The 17,849-nt window shown below is 44.3% G+C and carries 10 protein-coding genes, 1 tRNA gene and 1 riboswitch; of the genes, 5 read left to right on the top strand and 6 right to left on the bottom strand.

What is annotated here, in order from left to right; genetic code table 11:
- Nucleotides 1-27: 27 nt before the first annotated feature.
- The 4 genes from DW205_RS04315 to mutA all read right to left on the bottom strand — a co-directional run bounded on the left by DW205_RS04315 (nt 28) and on the right by mutA (nt 6,154).
- Entirely contained in the window at nt 28-636 is a 609-nt protein-coding gene (locus tag DW205_RS04315) for a porin family protein (protein ID WP_005867222.1), read from the bottom strand.
- A 291-nt stretch (nt 637-927) separates the two neighbouring features.
- Nucleotides 928-1,131: riboswitch (cobalamin riboswitch) on the bottom strand.
- 19 nt (nt 1,132-1,150) lie between these two features.
- Nucleotides 1,151-2,005: a type II pantothenate kinase gene (coaW, locus tag DW205_RS04310; protein WP_005867220.1), complete on the bottom strand. Its 855-nt coding sequence runs from the start codon at nt 2,003-2,005 to the stop codon at nt 1,151-1,153.
- 129 nt (nt 2,006-2,134) lie between these two features.
- Nucleotides 2,135-4,282 (bottom strand): methylmalonyl-CoA mutase, encoded by a 2,148-nt coding sequence (gene scpA, locus DW205_RS04305; protein ID WP_005854126.1) that lies wholly within the window; start codon nt 4,280-4,282, stop codon nt 2,135-2,137.
- 12 nt (nt 4,283-4,294) lie between these two features.
- Nucleotides 4,295-6,154 carry a methylmalonyl-CoA mutase small subunit gene (mutA, locus tag DW205_RS04300; protein WP_005867218.1) on the bottom strand — a complete coding sequence of 620 codons (1,860 nt, stop codon included), beginning with the start codon at nt 6,152-6,154 and terminating at the stop codon, nt 4,295-4,297.
- A gap of 271 nt (nt 6,155-6,425) precedes the next feature.
- Here mutA and DW205_RS04295 point away from each other — a divergent pair.
- The 4 genes from DW205_RS04295 to DW205_RS04280 all read left to right on the top strand — a co-directional run bounded on the left by DW205_RS04295 (nt 6,426) and on the right by DW205_RS04280 (nt 9,381).
- A tRNA-Glu gene (locus DW205_RS04295) sits at nt 6,426-6,497 on the top strand.
- Between the two features lie 94 nt (nt 6,498-6,591).
- A complete protein-coding gene (locus DW205_RS04290; RefSeq protein ID WP_005867216.1) occupies nt 6,592-8,085 on the top strand; it encodes an NAD(P)-dependent oxidoreductase in 1,494 nt (497 codons plus the stop codon).
- A gap of 126 nt (nt 8,086-8,211) precedes the next feature.
- A complete protein-coding gene (locus DW205_RS04285) occupies nt 8,212-8,427 on the top strand; it encodes a winged helix-turn-helix domain-containing protein (protein ID WP_005854120.1) in 216 nt (71 codons plus the stop codon).
- Between the two features lie 105 nt (nt 8,428-8,532).
- Nucleotides 8,533-9,381, top strand: coding sequence for a sugar phosphate isomerase/epimerase (locus DW205_RS04280; protein ID WP_008778708.1), 849 nt, complete (start codon nt 8,533-8,535; stop codon nt 9,379-9,381).
- 87 nt (nt 9,382-9,468) lie between these two features.
- Here the strand turns inward: DW205_RS04280 and DW205_RS04275 are convergent, their stop codons facing one another.
- The gene (locus DW205_RS04275; protein ID WP_005867211.1) at nt 9,469-10,674 is read right to left on the bottom strand and encodes an ectonucleotide pyrophosphatase/phosphodiesterase; all 1,206 of its coding nucleotides are present in this window, start codon (nt 10,672-10,674) and stop codon (nt 9,469-9,471) included.
- 81 nt (nt 10,675-10,755) lie between these two features.
- On the bottom strand, nt 10,756-14,109 hold the full coding sequence (locus DW205_RS04270; protein ID WP_005867209.1) for a TonB-dependent receptor domain-containing protein: 3,354 nt from the start codon (nt 14,107-14,109) through the stop codon (nt 10,756-10,758).
- A gap of 436 nt (nt 14,110-14,545) precedes the next feature.
- Between DW205_RS04270 and DW205_RS04265 the strand changes: the two genes are divergently transcribed.
- Nucleotides 14,546-17,836 carry a TonB-dependent receptor domain-containing protein gene (locus DW205_RS04265; protein WP_005867207.1) on the top strand — a complete coding sequence of 1,097 codons (3,291 nt, stop codon included), beginning with the start codon at nt 14,546-14,548 and terminating at the stop codon, nt 17,834-17,836.
- Nucleotides 17,837-17,849 lie beyond the last annotated feature (13 nt).

The raw sequence follows: 17,849 nt of genomic DNA, 5'->3' as shown, positions 1-17,849 counted from the left end.
AGCCTCTCTCATTTTATTTTCACCTATTTAGAACAAGATCGCTGCCGTGATAGACCATCCACGGTTCTTTCCGGCACCGTCGGAGAGGTTCACCTTCTCAATGCTATAGTTATCAGTCAGTCCCAGACCATAATTGAAACCCACCTGCAAGTGACTGATCAGTTCCACGCCGGCACCGAAGTTAAGACCTGCGCTGAAATTCTTCGCCTTCACCTGATCCGCTACGGAACCCGGGATATCCCAAAATTTATCACCGCCTACACGGAAACCGATATACGGACCGGCTGCCAAATACGCCTTGACGATCGGTAAACCGAATTTCCATTTCAAGTTGACCGGAACATCGATATAATCCGTCTTCATCGAAGTCTTAACCCCGCCAGCCGAGGTCGTTTCCAAACCCTTTTGCGAATACAACACTGCCGCATCGATCCCGACACCCACCAACGGTAAGGTCGTCTCGATCATCGGACCCACTTGGAAGCCGGTTACGTTATCCGCTTTCAACACGTCCGAGTTGAAATGAACAGACGATATATTCACACCTCCCTTGATACCGAATTTAAGCTGAGCGTTCGCCGGAAGCGCCATCAACGCTAGCAAGGCAACCATAACAAGTCCCACAATTTTCTTCATATTCATACTTCTTTTGTTAATTACTCGTTGCAAATAAACGCACTTTTCTAATAATAAACAAATATTCTCTATAGAGTGTTCACGGAATACCCCAGTCCTTTAAACGCAAAGAAAGCATGCATCTTACACACGGAGCTCATCCCGTCGGTCAGATTCATGCTTCTTTCCCTAATTATTATGGCAAAATAATTATCCGAAACCATGAGACGACTTGATAAGAAAACCTTGGATAAAGAATAGTAAAAACCGGATAAGGTTCTTGCGTTCTCTTCCGGCCTTTCCTCGAAGCCGTCGAAAATATACACGCCTTGCAGGTCTTCTGACTTACTTCCGGTCTTAAGCGCCTTCCCATTCACTTGAATGAACAGTGGCAACAGTATTGCTCAACCCGTTTATGAAGCTTACAGCAGCGGGACTGTCCGGGATTCTCACCCGATTCCCTTTTAATCCCTATCCGGCGATTGCCGAAAGGGAACAAAGCATGTAGCAAAGATACATAAAGTTTTGATGTAGCCTAACACTTTCCACAAAAAATATCCTTATATTCCCGGTTCCTGATATAGCATAAAGCCGCCCCGATAGCCGTGCGATACTCGGCATACTCCGGTATCTTGAAATGGACATCGCACATCTCCTCCAGACGGGGGAAAATATCCGGGCATTGTGGCAAGCGAGTTAGGTTACCGATCAATACGATATTCTTGATATCGCCATTTAACGAGGCGAAAACAGCTCCTTGCCCGATGGTCTGCAAGACCATATGAACGATACCGAGAGCGATATCCTCAACCTTAGCGTTCGCGTCCACTTTTCCGAAAATAGAGGCTGTCACGTCCAGCGGCAGGCCGGGTAACGGATGCGGCGTAATATCCCGGATATGCAAGTCGATATCATTCAAGGAACCGTGCTCGGCCAAAGACGCTATTTGGTGAAAGTCATGCGTTTTCAATAATAGCTTAGACAAGCCGAGGATGGTTCCGCCACCGATACCCAATCCCCCGATATGCTCGATCGTGGAGCCTTGTACCTTGACAAAGGAGGTACCCGTTCCCATGCTGACCACCAATAGACTGTCCAGTCCCGTATTATATTGCGCCCCTAGCCCATTCGCAAGGAACTCATCCGTCTTCGCAGTTGGTAAGCCATATAAAGGTTGATCGATATAAGCACTACCTACACCTGTCAAGATCACTTTCTCTATATTCGAGAGCGAGATGTTATTATCATAAATATATTTACCGAAGGCCCCGAATAAAGAGGTTACCGGATCGGTAGCTTTCACGAACATCGGGTTCTTGATCTTCTTATCCTCCACGCCGACGATCTTGGTCGTGCTACCTCCCACATCTATACCTATAACGATTCCCATGATTCTTTCCCTTTTTAATTGAATAATCGCTACAAAAGTACATAAACCCGCATACAATACTAAAAAAGGCCGGACAAAATCAATTGTCCAGCCTCTCTTTATTTAAAAACCGTAAGGCCTAAACTCTATTTATTCGCCTAACAAGATCTCAAGGATCTGGCAAGCTGCCTTCGATACGGAAGTACCCGGGCCAAAGATAGCGGCAACGCCAGCCTTATACAAGAAATCATAGTCTTGAGCCGGGATTACACCTCCAGCAATAACGATGATGTCCTCGCGACCTAGTTTCTTCAACTCCTCGATAACCTGCGGAACCAACGTCTTATGACCAGCGGCCAAAGAAGAAACGCCCATTACGTGAACGTCGTTCTCCACAGCTTGACGGGCAGCCTCGGCCGGAGTCTGGAACAACGGTCCCATATCTACGTCGAAACCACAGTCCGCATAACCAGTAGCGACAACCTTAGCGCCACGGTCGTGTCCGTCCTGACCCATCTTAGCGATCATGATACGAGGCTGACGGCCTTCTTTCTTAGCGAATTGCTCGCAAAGCTCGCAAGCTTTCTGGAAGTCTGCGTCTTTCTTAGTTTCTGATGAATACACGCCTGAAATAGTTCTAATGATTGCTTTATAACGACCTACAACCACCTCGCAAGCATCGGAGATCTCTCCCAATGACGCACGCAAGCCGGCAGCCTTAACAGCCAACTCTAATAAGTTGCCCTTCTTCGTCTTCACGCACTCCGTGATATCAGCCAAAGCTTTTTGAACAGCGGCTTCGTCACGGTTAGCACGCAACTCCTTCAAAGCGGCGATCTGCTCGTTACGTACGGCTGTATTATCGATCTCTAGGATATCGATCGGATCTTCCTTCGGCAAACGATATTTGTTAACACCAACGATGGTCTGAACACCAGAGTCGATACGAGCCTGTGTACGAGCGGCAGCTTCCTCGATACGCATCTTAGGAAGACCTGTCTCGATGGCTTTCGCCATACCACCCATGCTCTCGATCTCTTGGATCAATGCCCAACCTTTATGTACCAACTCATTCGTCAAAGACTCTACATAGTAAGAACCAGCCCACGGGTCGATCTCCTTACAGATCTTAGTCTCTTCCTGAATGTAAATCTGTGTATTACGAGCGATACGAGCAGAGAAGTCGGTCGGCAAAGCGATCGCCTCATCCAATGCGTTCGTATGCAAAGATTGTGTATGTCCTAATGTAGCGGCCATAGCCTCGATACAAGTACGTCCTACGTTATTGAACGGATCTTGCTCGGTCAATGACCAACCGGAAGTCTGGCTATGTGTACGCAATGCCAATGATTTCGGGTTCTTAGCGCCGAAGCTCTTCACGATCTTCGCCCACAACATACGAGCCGCACGCATCTTGGCGATCTCCATGAAGTGATTTACACCGATAGCCCAGAAGAATGACAAACGGGGAGCGAACGCATCCACATCGATACCGGCGTTGATACCGGCACGAAGATATTCCATACCGTCGCACAACGTATAAGCCATCTCGATATCAGCCGTAGCACCAGCCTCCTGCATATGATAACCGGAGATAGAGATAGAGTTGAACTTCGGCATCTTCTGAGAGGTGTACTCGAAGATATCAGCGATAATCTTCATGGAGAACTCAGGCGGATAGATATAGGTATTACGTACCATGAACTCTTTCAATATATCGTTCTGGATCGTACCGGCCATTTCCTCCAACTTAGCACCTTGCTCCAAACCTGCGTTGATATAGAATGCCAATACCGGAAGCACACCACCATTCATGGTCATGGAAACAGACATCTTGTTCAAAGGAATACCATCGAACAACACTTTCATGTTCTCCAAGGAACAGATAGATACACCCGCTTTACCTACATCACCAACCACACGTTCGTTGTCGGCATCGTAACCACGGTGAGTCGGAAGGTCGAACGCAACGGACAAACCTTTCTGACCGGAAGCCAAGTTACGGCGATAGAAAGCGTTAGACTCCTCAGCGGTAGAGAAACCTGCGTACTGACGGATTGTCCAAGGACGCATAGCGTACATACCGCTGTACGGGCCACGTAGATAAGGAGGCAAACCAGAAGCATAGTTCAAGTGCTCCATACCCTCCAAGTCTTCTTTTGTATATACAGGTTTCACCTCGATATGCTCGGGTGTTTTCCAATTGGGCTCGATACCATTGGCTTTTGCCCATTCGGCAGCGTTTGTAGCTGCGAATCCGGCATTCTTTATATCTATGTTTTTAAAATTTGGTCTCATAATTGTTTATACTTAAGCGATTCCTAATTTAGCGTTGAATGCTTTCAATGTCTCAAGCACATTGCTCTTTACATTTACGAACTGGTCGATACCTTGAGCCTTCAAGTCGTCCGCGCAAGCAGGAGCTCCGGCTACAACGAATTCGGCACGTCCGGCCAAAGCCTTGTAAGCGGCAGGAGCGAATTCAGCATACTCGTCATCACTAGAGCAAAGAACCACGATCTCGGCACCAGCCTTGACAGCAGCCTCAACACCAGCCTCAACCGTATCGAAGCCTAAGTTATCAATTATCTTATATCCGGCACAACCGAAGAAGTTAGCGGAGAACTGTGAACGAGCCAAACGCATCGCCAAGTTACCTATCGTCAACATAAATACCTTCGGAGTCTTGCCACTCTTCTCTGTCGTCATACGCAAAGCCTCGAATTCAGAAGCGCCGCGAGAGAAATCTAGAGCCGGGATCGTTGCCTCACCGCAATGACCACCGCCACAACAGCAAGAACCTTTTTCTTGAATCTTATCGGCAGCTACTTCCGTGAAGTTAGGATACTGGTTAGAACCCAACAATATCTCACGACGGGTAGCAACCGCTTTCTTACGAGCTACATTCGAAGCGTTAACGGCATTCTGGATCTCACCTGCGTTCACGGCAACGGAGAATCCTCCTTTTTCCTCAACCTCCAAGAACAACTTCCAAGCGACATCAGCCAAGGAATTCGTCAATACCTCTACATAATAAGAACCGGCAGACGGGTCAACGACCTTATCCAAGTGGCACTCTTCCTTCAATAATAATTGTTGGTTACGTGCGATACGCTCGGAGAAATCGTCTGGAGTCTGGTAAATCTTATCAAACGGGCGAACCGTGATAGAGTCTACGCCGGCAAGAGCGGCAGACATAGCCTCAGTTTGAGAACGAAGCAAGTTTACGTGAGCATCGTAAACCGTCATGTTCCACTCTGAAGTCTGTGCGTGAGCAACCATCTTGCAAGCGCATTCGCAGGCCGGCTTATAAGCGGCTACGATCTCGGCCCACAACCAACGAGCCGCACGGAACTTAGCGATTTCCATGAAGTAGTTAGAGCTGATACCTAAATTGAATTTGATTTTCTTGGCAACCTCGTCAGCGGTGAAACCAGCCTCGGTAAGTTTTGCCATCAATTCGTTACCCCAAGCCAAGGCGTAACCTAATTCCTGAGAAATGTAAGCGCCAGCATTGTTGAAAAGGAACGCATTTACAGCCAATACACGGTAGTTAGGCAAAGCCTGTCCAGCTTTGAGCACAGCTGCGGCACCTTCTACCCACTCACTGTTTTCTTTACCTTTTACTAAAGGTTTCTTGAAAGCGTCATAGTTTACAGAACCGTAGCACTTCTCTGCGTCGACACCCTTGCCTTTGAAGTAGTCAGCCAAGATACCGATCAACTTCTCCGCTTTGCAGTTGCAAGTGTTGAAGTTCAATTCTACGGAAGCCGGACAAATACCTTCTAATAAAGTAGCTATATTCTCCTCGTTCACCTCATCACCTTTGATGATGAACCCAAGAGAAGTAACACCTTTCGTCAAAAGGTCAAGTGCTTTCTCGTTAGCACCCTTGAAGCAGCAAACTTCAATGTTCTGGCGTACCTTCCAATCGTTGTCTTTCTTCGTTCCACGAACATAAGGGAATTCACCGGGAAGAGACTCTGTAGTCTTTAAACCCTCGATGTCTTCTGCACGATAGAAAGGATTTACATTAAATCCTTCGCCTGTCTTCCAAACAAGCTTTTTCTCAAACGGTACCCCTTTCAGGTCGGCCGTTATCTTCGCCATCCACTCTTCAGTAGACACAGGAGCGAATTCTGAGAAAAGTTTTTCTTTAAGTTCTGCCATAATATTAGTTGTTTATTAAACTGGTATTAGTAATGTTCAATACTATTTTGTTCAATTACAGATGGCAAAGGTAGAATAAATAAACAGTACCGACAATGAAAAAACAATGAAATCGCAACTACTTTTAACGCCTTTTAGTGGTATTCTCCCCGTTTTCTTGGCATTTTGATAAAAAACACACTTTTTCTTCAAAAAAACTCGGTTCAACTATTGCAGAATTAAAAAATATATCTACCTTTGCATCGTCAAACAAAAACAATGACACCTAAATGGTGGATTCGTCTAACGGTTAGGACACATGCCTCTCACGCATGTAATACGAGTTCGATTCTCGTATCCACTACAAAAGCTCTCAATCTATTGGTTGGGAGTTTTTTTTTATATACCTTCGCTACCCGATAGTATCCTAAGTCTTTTATTATACACTAAATTATATCATGAAAAGTAAAAAGACCGTCTTTCTGACCGGAGCCACCGGGACGATGGGGCATGCCGGATTGGTCGAGTTGTCCAAGCGGCTAGATCGTTTTAATATAACACTTTTGGCTCGTCCAAGCAAAATCAATAAAGAGAAATTAGCCGCATATGAGGCCATGGCAGGGATCCGTATCGTTTGGGGAGACTTGACAAATTATCAAGATGTCTTAAATGGAGTAATGGGGGCGGACTACGTATTGCATGTAGGTGGAATGGTTTCCCCGGCAGCGGATTATTTCCCTAAAAAAACCTTGAAAGTAAACACGACCGCCGCCCAATATATCGTGGATGCCGTAAAAGCACAACCGAACTCTGACCGGATCAAGGTAGTCTATATCGGCTCCGTGGCGCAAACCGGCCACCGTAACGCACCTGTTCATTGGGGACGTACGGGAGATCCGATCAATATAAGTGTCTATGATCATTATGCCATCTCAAAGACAATAGCCGAACGTATTTTCGTGGAGTCGGGTATTAAACATTGGGCGTGCCTTCGCCAAACCGGTATCTTATGCCCCGAATTATTATTCAAAGGTTCGGACCCAATCACATTCCACGTACCGCTAGACGGCGTGCTGGAATGGGCTACCGCCGAGGATTCCGGTCGCTTACTAGCGAATGTATGCGAGGAGGAGGTGCCGGATGAGTTTTGGAACCGTTTCTATAATATTAGTAGCGGCCCGTCTTTCCGCCTGACGAATTATGAGTTTGAGAGTAAATTGTTAAAAGCGATTGGCTGTCCCGCCCCAGAGAAAATATTCGAACCGAACTGGTTCGCTATCCGTAATTTCCACGGACAATGGTATACCGATTCAGATCTATTGGAAGGATATCTGCATTTCCGCAGTAACCAAACTTGCGACGATTATTTTAAATGGATGGCCAGCCAAGTCCCTTGGTATTTCCACCTAGCAAAGATCGTCCCTCCTATCTTCATAAAACTGGGTATGGGAGCCATCGCTAAAAAGCCGGGACTGGGAACTCGTAACTGGATCAAGAACAGACACCAAGATCGTATATCCGCATATTTTGGCTCGTATGAGGATTGGCAAGCAATCCCGGGTTGGGATAAGATCCGGACAGAACGCCCCTCCGAAACACCCGTCTTTCTGGATCATGGTTATGATGAAAGTAAGCCTAAATCGGAATGGGATATCGAGGATATGCGTAAAGCCGCAGAATTCAGGGGAGGAAAATGCTTGTCACCGGCCATGACAAAAGGAGATTTATCGACTCCACTCGATTGGGAGTGCCAATTCGGTCACCGTTTTAAGGCCTCTCCCACATTAGTATTATTAGGAGGCCATTGGTGCCCGGAATGTTTACCTCTCCCTTGGAATTACGACGAGATCGCTAAAGGAAATCCGTTCTTTGCCCAAGTATGGTATCCATTCCACGATAAAAAGGAACACAATGTATACGATGAATCCATATTCACTGACTTCAAGGAATAAAATTCAACGCATCAAGAGATTTTTGTTTTTTAGATTATTTATCTCAACGCAACATACTTTTACCGGATATTATCTGTTATAACAATATAAGCACTATATACCATAAACATAAAAACAGATTTTATCATGACAAAAGGATCGATCGGATTAAATGCAGGAGCTATCTGGAATTTGCTTTCAGATGGCCAACATTGGAGTTTTGAGGCGTTGAGAGCAAAATCCGCTCTAACAGATGCGGATCTATGGTCCGCTATCGGTTGGCTCGCTAGAGAAAATAAGATTGAAATTGATAATACCAGCAGCCACCCTATCTTCTGTCCGGGTACCAACTTTTATTTTTAAATGACATTTATGATATTTCATTGCGAAGGATTTCACTTTCTTCGCAATGAAATCTTCAAAAAAACACTTACTTTGTAACCCTAACGAAATAAAAACAATACGATTATGAATCCTACTTTCGGAGCTTCCATTCTTTCTTGGATACCACCTATGTGGACACCAGAAGCCGGTCTTTTCGCTATCCAGCAAGCATCTGCCGCCGGTTTTGATTTACTGGAAATTTTGTTGCCTCCTTCCATGGAGTTCGATGCTCCAATCGTAAAGCGACAATTGAAACAACACGGATTGAAGGCGACTTGTTCTCTCAATCTTCCCAAAGAAGCGCATATTCCTTTTTATCCCAAGAAAGCGACTTGTCTGATCAAGGAGGCACTGGATAAAGCGAGCGAACTGGAGGTTGATTACTTGGGAGGTGTCTTACATTCCGGCATCGGGGTCTTTTCCGGCAAACAGCGAACACAAGAAGAAGAAAATACACTTTGTGAGGTATGGGCAGAGGTTGCCGAATACGCCGCCCGATCTGGAATCACGATCGGTATCGAGCCGATCAATCGCTATGAAAGTTATATGTGTACCTCTGCGGAGGAAGTCTTGCGCTTTATCAAATGCGTAAACGCACCGAATTTGTCTTTGCATCTGGATACTTTCCATATGAATATAGAAGAGACGAGTTTTTATGAACCGGTTATTGCGGCTGGCAGCCGGCTTCGCCATATTCACATGACTGAAAGTGACCGGGGAATGCTGGGTGAGGGAAACGTACGCTGGGATGATTTGTTCCGGGGACTACAGGAAATCGATTTCAATGGGAATTTAGTTTTGGAGAATTTCTCCAATTCTGTTCCCGGTATGGCGGAAGCCGTATCTTTGTGGCGTCCGTCTAAATACAATGCCGATGCCTTAGCCAAAGGCAGTCTCGCCTTCATGCGTAAGATGGCACGCAAATATCAATAAAGCATCAATTACCGCAAGACCGCCGCAGTATTACCGCACGGCGGTTGCAGTAATGTCATGTCAAATGAGATGGTAGCATCAATCTTATCATTTAAATAGCTGCTGAACGACAGCGCTATCCCCGTCATTCGGAGCAGGTTGTATATTCAATAAACGGGCAATCATCAAGTAAAGGTTCACGTTCGCCATTTGCGGGACCTCCGCATGTCTCTTGAACGAGGGACCTGCCGCATAGAATATGGCCTCCATCTCCGGCGTAAAATTATCGTAACCATGTGTCGCCGCATAACGGGGAGATGATTTCTCTCGGAATTCTACATACGTTCCAATATGTGGAGAAACAACTAAGTCACTAACTCGAGGATTCTTTCCGTAAACAAATTTCTCAGGAATCTCGTTTTTCTTCCATACGGTTATATTCGGCACTTTCTGTAAAATCGCATAGGCAGTATCCACATAGGTTTTCTTGGGATATAATAATGTAGGAACGCCATCAAAAACACAATCGAAACTATCCCGGGGTAGATAATCATTCAAGTTCACATATTTCTCGGGATAATAGGTGGCCATTCCATGATCCGAAAGAACGATAAAATCGATCTTATCGAAAATATCCAACTGACGGGCTTCCGTGAAAAAATGATTCAAGACTTTATCCAAGTTCTCCACCACATCCAAGGTCGCCGACGAATCCGGGGTAGCGGAATGACCTATCGCATCCGGTTCTTCCATATACCACATAATCAAATGAGGACGCACATCTTCCGGCAACTTCAGCCAAGAGATCACGGAATCAGCACGATCTGAAAAAGGAACCGATTTATCAAACGGCTTCCATATTGAAGGCTGGCCACTCTCTAAAGGCACCTCACTACCTACCCAATAGAACGAGGCGGTACGAACCCCTTGGCGTTCCGCCGTATTCCAAATAGGTTCTCCACCATAAAATTGCGGATCAAGATTTCCCATCCGGTATGAGCTATCAAGCTCCGCGTCATAAAAGAAATTATTTACCAAACCATGGTGATCCGGATGCAATCCGGTAGCCATGCTATAATGATTCGGGAAAGTCACGCTGGGATAACACGGGCGAAACGTGGAGCGAACCCCCACATTCGCCAAAGAATCCAACGTCGGAGTATGAGCACGTGACGGATAATCAGAGCGGAAACCGTCCATTGATAAAACTACGACATAACGATCCGATTGTTTTTTCGTTTGGCAACCGGTAAAAGCCAATGAACAAATACAAAAGAAACTAACGAGTAAGAACTCAATACGATTATTCCACATATCATTAAATTAAAAAAGAGGTCCACAAAGATAGTGAACCTCTTCTAATTATTAAATTTTATCTAATGAAAGATTTTTCTCTTAGAAGATATACTTGATACCGAATTGCATCTGCCAACGAGACACATCGTTCAAATTATCCTTGAAGGTTTCGTCCAAATCTTTCGCCATCGTATATTTCAACGTATAGTTGTTCGCCGCACTCGGGCCTTGTCCTTTCGGGATCGTCAAGAACTGATATTGCTGATTACCCAAAACGGTTGTTTGTACCACACCCCAATTACGATTCAACAAATTCAAGAAGTTAGCGATATTGAAACTAAAGCGCAAAGTATGTGAGCGACCATTCTTCTGGTAAATCTTTATATCATGAGAAACGCTCAAATCCAATTGATTCGCAAACGGAGCGACAGCACCGTTACGTTCGGCATACTCACCTCTATGTTTGCTCAAATAAGGATCTTGCTCGATAAAGGCATTCATCGCTTTCCATGCATCTTCTTGGCTATCGAAATCGCCCGGTAACAAATGATCTTTTACCTCGTCAAAATTCGCAGGGATATACATCAAGTCATTGGAGAACTGAGAATCGCCATTCGCGTCACCATTATAACAATAAGAATAACGGAACGGACGATAACGCTGATAAATCAAGCCAAAACTTGTTGCCGCATATTTACTCCAGTTAGCCGTATAAGAAGCGGACAATAACAAACGACCATCAAAAGAACCTGCCGTATAACCTACTTCTTCCGCATTTCCGTCCAAGGCCGCACGGTACTTCCAAGCGGAAGTCGCCACAGACGATGTTCCGTCTGTTACACCTCTAGACTGCCCGAAAGAGTAAGATCCATTCAAATACAATCCCTTCAGGATTCCATCAACAAAGTTTTTCTGCAACTGGAAGGTCGTATAAAGCGAATGTCCTTTGCTGGTATTACGCAGCATCACGACATGATTCGCAGCCTTTTGATTTCCTTCTCTATCGCTATAATAGCCATTATAATATGGACGTGCATTACCCGCTCCACCGTCATTTACAAATTGCTCGGTCCGATACAATCCGATATTGTCATGATAAATAGCGTTAATGTCTTTTGAATACAGCAACTCTACGGTAGCGACCCAACCATCACCAAACTTATAATCAGCAGCGATATTACTTTTCCATAAGCTCGGATATTTAAAGTCCGGATCCGTAATCGCTATATCCGAACGTGTAGCGCTACCTTCAGCCGGTTTATAAGTATCCATATTTCCGGTGAAACCTAGTGAAGGTCTGCCGTCGCTAATGATATTGTCATTTTTATCCTTTACCGCCCGAACATTTAGGTCACCAAACAAAACACCATTGTTGCCGGCTTGATTACTGATCCATACATAAGGAGGAGTACCCGTGAAGAGTCCCGTACCACCACGTATCTGTAAGCTTCCATTCTCATCGTCAAACGGTTTGTAGTTAAAACCGAATCGAGGAGAAAACTGAGGTTTGGCGTTCGGATATTTAGAAACATCGATCTTGATGCCATCCCGATAGGTCTCGGCGGCGACTTTATCATTCGACTGCAAATCAGTCATAAAGAACGGAACATCGATACGTAAACCTAACGTCAAGTTCAATTTATCACTTACCGTCCACTTATCTTGGGCATACAAACCTAACTGGAATACATTTATCTCGGCGAATGGAAAATCATCCGTCATCGAATATCTTTGCGCATAGTATTGATACCCCGTAGAAGAAGAGTTCGTTATACCCGTCACATTGGAACCAAATCCAAAATCTTTCGGATTAAACTCACGGATATCAAATCCTTGTACACTTCCGTTATGAGCGGCCATGTATTGTTTTGTAGCCAATACGTTGAACTTGAAATCATCGACAGAATTAAACACCCAAGAACCCGGATAGTTTTGAGCGAAACCATTCTTAAAGGCACGATAGTCACTTTGCGTTCCAACCGTAATCTGATGTTTGCCAAAATTCATCAAGAAGTTATCCTGTATCTGCCAGATATCAGTGTTCAACTGGTTATTATAGGAGTTTGCCTCGGTTCCGAAAGTTGTATAAGCATTGTTACCACCATCCAAGATATCCACTTGCGGGAAGTAACCGCCATCCATATCGCGATAATCACGCAAACGGGAATAACCGATCTTCAAATAGTTAGACATACGGTCATTAATGGTCGTATTCAAGTCGGCCATCCAAATATTGAAGTTATTATTCGTCCGGTAGAAAGAAGAAGAGAACGGAATAGCGAACGCATTCGGTCCACGTCCGTTATTCGGCGCACCGGAAGTAGAAGGGTTATTCGTATTAAACGATTTCAAATAATAATATTTTAAGCTCAACACATTATTTGAGTTGATATTCCAGTCTAAACGAGCCGTGATTCGATCCGCTTGAGTATTTGTCTTATTCACGTCGAATTTACCCGGATTATACCCAAGCTCATCACCTAAGAAATCAGATAAACCCTGCAAGACGGTCGCATCCGCCGCTGAATTAGCGGTCGTATAAGAAATCGGTTCCTCCTGACGATCCATCTCACCATTGATGAAAAAGAATAATTTATTTTTAATGATCGGGCCGGATAAGCTGATACCGTATTGGTGGTTAGAGAACTCAGAAACACCAATCGTCTCATCCTTCACACGATATCCCATCATAGACGGACTCTTCGTGTACATATATACAGAAGCATGAAACTCATTCGAACCGGATTTCGTTACGGAGTTAATACCCGCACCCGTAAATCCTCCATTTCGAACATCAAAAGGAGCGATCATCACCTGTACCTGCTCGAGCGCCTCCAAAGAAATCGGTTCCGTACCGGAAGCTCCAAGAGCAGAAGCCAGACCAAACGAGTTATTAAAGGAAGCACCGTCCACCGTTACATTATTAAAACGGTAAGAGACACCGCCAAAATTCTTACCGCTACTCATCGGAGTTAATTTCACGAAATCGTCCAAAGAACGGTTAATCGTAGGCAGCTTATCCATCTTCTCACGAGTGATGATTTCCTGCGCACCTGTACGACTTCCTGAAATAATGGGGTTCTTATCCGCAACCACGACTACCTCGTCGAGAGCTTGGGTATCTTCCCGCATTACTACATTCAGTTTCAGATCCTCACCCAAAACCAAGTTTATTCCTGTCCGGCTCTCCGTATTGTATCCAATATAAGAGAACTCTACCACATAAGGGCCTCCGATACGAAGGTTGTTAAAAGAATAAGAACCATTCGGCTGGGTAATCGTGTAGTATTCGGTACCCGTTGGCGTATGCGTAGCCTTGATATTCACTCCGATCATCGCTTCCGATGATGTATCCGTGACTTTACCACTCATACTCGCCGTCGTCACCTGAGCATGTATGGATATTCCCACGCACAACAAAAGTAACGTTAAAAGTAGATAAGTTTTCCTCATACAAGAAGTATTTATATTTAAAATAATTATAACATTTTTGTATATCGCCGCAAAGATAGGGATTAGATATCTCTTTTTGTCACAAACTATATATAATATTCATAGCATTAACATTCCTCACACAGATCTCCAGATTATTATTTTCAACCAACCACATCCATAATCCAACAATATGCAGGAAAAGCGTCTATAATTCTTTTAAATCACCGCCCAACAGGGAATGTTAGTTAAGAATCATCAAATTAAAAATTTCATAAAGAACCCTCTTGTTTTGCCAATACAAGCCATCCATCTCCGAATAAGGACATTACTCAATTCCGCCCCGTCACAGCAACTTCATGAATATGAAACAAGTATTAAATAAGAAACATACAATGATATTAAAAAATAACCCATAACTTTGCGAAAGTTTTTATTACATTAACTATTTTAAATTATGAGCAGACATTTACAGACGCTATTCCTTTTAGCTGTACTGAGTTTCTTGTTTGTCATCCCGACACAAGCGCAGGTAACAACAGCCAGTATGAGTGGAACAGTTATGTTTCAAGATGAACCCGTTATTGGTGCGACCGTTTTGGCGGTTCACGAACCTTCTGGGACAAATTATGGTACGATCACGAACGTTGACGGACGCTTTTCCTTACAAGGTATGCGTACAGGAGGTCCATACAAAGTTACGATCTCTTACGTTGGTTATCAATCTGCCGTTTATTCCGGCATTACCCTGCAATTGGGAGAGAACTACAACTTGAATGTTAAGTTGAAAGAATCTTCCGAGACCTTGGACGAGATCGTAATCACAGCGGCGAAAACGAAGTTCAATACGGAAAAGACGGGTGCGACAACCAATATCTCCTCGTCACAGATCACCTCTTTACCCACCATTAACCGTAGTATCTCCGATATCGCACGCCTTTCTCCTTATGCCTCCGACATGAGTTTTGCCGGTGGCGATGGCCGTTCCACGAACTTTACGGTAGATGGAGCGAACTTTAATAACAACTTCGGCCTTTCGGATAATCTTCCCGGAGGCGGTAACCCGATCTCTATGGACGCTATCGAGGAAGTACAAGTGGTAATCGCCCCGTTCGATGTCCGCCAGACAAACTTCATTGGTGGCGGTATCAACGCTATCACCAAATCCGGTACAAACACATTCAAAGGTTCCGCTTACACTTACTTCCAGAATCAGAATATGCGAGGAAACTCAATCGATGGAGAAGACTTGGGCGCACGTGCTAAGGAATCCAAAACGATTTACGGAGCTACGTTCGGCGGTCCAATCATCAAGAATAAATTATTCTTCTTCGCCAATGTAGAAGTGGAAAAACAACCGCAACAAGTGATCAAATGGAGAGCTCGTACTGAAGGAGAGCAACCGGACGAGAATAACTACATATCTCGCACTACACTCTCCGACATGCAAAAGGTATCCGATTTCTTAAGAGATAAATATGGTTATGATACAGGATCAGCCACGAACTTCCCCGCAGACGAAAAGAATTTGAAATTGCTAGGTCGTATCGACTGGAATATCACGAATGGCCATAAATTGAGCGTACGGTACAACTATACAAAGAATACCGCATGGAACGCTCCCAACGCTAACTCTATGGATGGTGGTTCCGGCTCTCGTCTGTATAATACAAGCCGTGTAGGTTACCAATCCATGTCTTTTGCCAACAGCATGTATTCCCAAGACAATAAAGTGTCTTCCGTATCCGCTGATTTGAACAGTCGCTTCTCTGATAAGATTTCCAATCAGTTACTTTTCACTTATACGGATATCGAGGATATGCGCGGAACCAACTCTTCCCCTTTCCCCTTCATTGATATCTTGGCAGGTAAAGATGCGGAAGGTAACCAAATCATGGAGCCTTATATGAGTGCCGGATATGAATTATTTACTTACAACAACGGCGTGAAGAACAAGATCACAAGTGTTATCGATAACTTCACTTACTTTGCCGGCGACCATAAGATCACAGCTGGTATCAGTTTCGAGCACCAACTTGCTAGCAATGCTTATATGCGCAACGGCACGGGATATTATCGTTACAGCAGCTTAGATGATTTCTTGAACGGTGCCGCTCCTGAAACGTTCGCATGGACATACGGTTACAACGGTGTTTCCGACCCGAAAGCTCAGGTTACTTTTAACCAGATCGGATTCTACGCACAGGATGAGTGGAACATTCGCCCGAACGTGAAGTTAACTTATGGTATACGTTTCGATGATTTAATTTTCGACAATAGCGATCTTCAAAGAAACGACGCAATCTACGATCTTGATTTCGGAGGCAAACATATCGACACCGGCAAATGGCCTAAGTCTAGAATGCAAATATCCCCTCGTGTAGGTTTCGTTTGGGATGTGTTCAAGGATAATTCCTTAAAAGTACGTGGTGGTACAGGTATATTTACCGGACGTTTACCCTTGGTATTCTTTACGAATATGCCGACAAACTCGAATATGGTACAAAATGCCGTAGTATTCGGCACAAAATATGAGAATGGAATTGCGGTAAGTCATGATTCCCGTCTGGATCAATTGGCTGGCGGCATGATTACGAATGTAGACGATGCGATCAAGAAATTCGGCCTTCCTACCACGATAGAGAATCCGGTTGCCGGTTCTAAGATCTCTGGCGTAAAGGACAACTTCAAGATGCCACAAATATGGAAAACCTCCTTGGCTGTAGATTATCAGCTCCCAACTTCCTTCCCATTATCCGTAACCGGCGAGTTCATCTATAACAAGAACATCAATGCCGTAACCCTTGAGAATATCAACATCAAGGACCCGTCAAATTGGGAACATTTTAACGGAGCGGATAACCGTTTGATTTATCCATCTGATTATACGTATGTATCCGGTAAGAATGCGGTTGTATTAACTAACACATCCAAAGGACATGGTTATACCGCCAATGTTACGGTTAACGCTCAACCCGTAGAGGATTTGAACATGATGTTGGCTTATACGCACACGGAATCCAAAGAAATTTCCGGTCTTCCGGGTAGCGACCCTGTATCTACATGGCAGGGAATGTTAACGATAGACGGACCGAATTTCGCGACCGTACAACGTTCACGGTATGTAGTGCCCGACAAGGTAATCGCAGCGGTCAATTATAATCTGCCCTTCCGCCATAAAGGTCTGCTCAGAAAAACAAGCTTAAATCTGTTCTATTCCGGTTATTCCGCTTCCGGATATAGCTTCGCTTATACAAATGATATGAATGGTGACGGTATCAATAATGATATGATGTATATCCCGAAAGATGATAGTGAAATCAAATTCAAGAATGAAGCAGATAGAACCGCTTTCTGGAACTTCGTAGACCAAGATTCTTATTTAAAGAATCACAAGGGAGAATACGCTGAGGCTTATGCCGCACGTGCACCTTGGGTACATCGTTTCGACCTTCGTATAACGGAAGATTTCTCATTCAAGGCAGGTAAAACCGAACATCATTTCCAATTGAGCCTTGATTTCATGAATATCGGTAATATGATCAACTCGAAATGGGGTGTAATGAAGAACGCATCTTCTTCCAACGGTTGCCGTATCTTGAAATATGAAGGTATGGATGATAATAAGACTCCAATTTTCTCCATGTATAAGATCAATGGTGAATATCCGACCGAGACTTATTCTTATAACCGTATCTATACTGAATGCTGGAAAATGCAGGTTGGTATCCGTTACATCTTTAATTAATCAAGAGATATAA

This window comes from Parabacteroides sp. AM17-47, from assembly GCF_003434625.1.
GTDB classification, from domain to species: domain Bacteria; phylum Bacteroidota; class Bacteroidia; order Bacteroidales; family Tannerellaceae; genus Parabacteroides; species Parabacteroides distasonis.
This window is presented reverse-complemented; position numbering and strand designations above follow the sequence as displayed.

Bases quoted from the DNA above. Each gene is read 5' to 3' on its own strand.
- DW205_RS04315 (WP_005867222.1), bottom strand. From the start codon at position 636: ATGAAGAAAATTGTGGGACTTGTTATGGTTGCCTTGCTAGCGTTGATG.
- coaW (WP_005867220.1), bottom strand. From the start codon at position 2,005: ATGGGAATCGTTATAGGTATAGATGTGGGAGGTAGCACGACCAAGATC.
- scpA (WP_005854126.1), bottom strand. From the start codon at position 4,282: ATGAGACCAAATTTTAAAAACATAGATATAAAGAATGCCGGATTCGCA.
- mutA (WP_005867218.1), bottom strand. From the start codon at position 6,154: ATGGCAGAACTTAAAGAAAAACTTTTCTCAGAATTCGCTCCTGTGTCT.
- DW205_RS04290 (WP_005867216.1), top strand. From the start codon at position 6,592: ATGAAAAGTAAAAAGACCGTCTTTCTGACCGGAGCCACCGGGACGATG.
- DW205_RS04285 (WP_005854120.1), top strand. From the start codon at position 8,212: ATGACAAAAGGATCGATCGGATTAAATGCAGGAGCTATCTGGAATTTG.
- DW205_RS04280 (WP_008778708.1), top strand. From the start codon at position 8,533: ATGAATCCTACTTTCGGAGCTTCCATTCTTTCTTGGATACCACCTATG.
- DW205_RS04275 (WP_005867211.1), bottom strand. From the start codon at position 10,674: ATGTGGAATAATCGTATTGAGTTCTTACTCGTTAGTTTCTTTTGTATT.
- DW205_RS04270 (WP_005867209.1), bottom strand. From the start codon at position 14,109: ATGAGGAAAACTTATCTACTTTTAACGTTACTTTTGTTGTGCGTGGGA.
- DW205_RS04265 (WP_005867207.1), top strand. From the start codon at position 14,546: ATGAGCAGACATTTACAGACGCTATTCCTTTTAGCTGTACTGAGTTTC.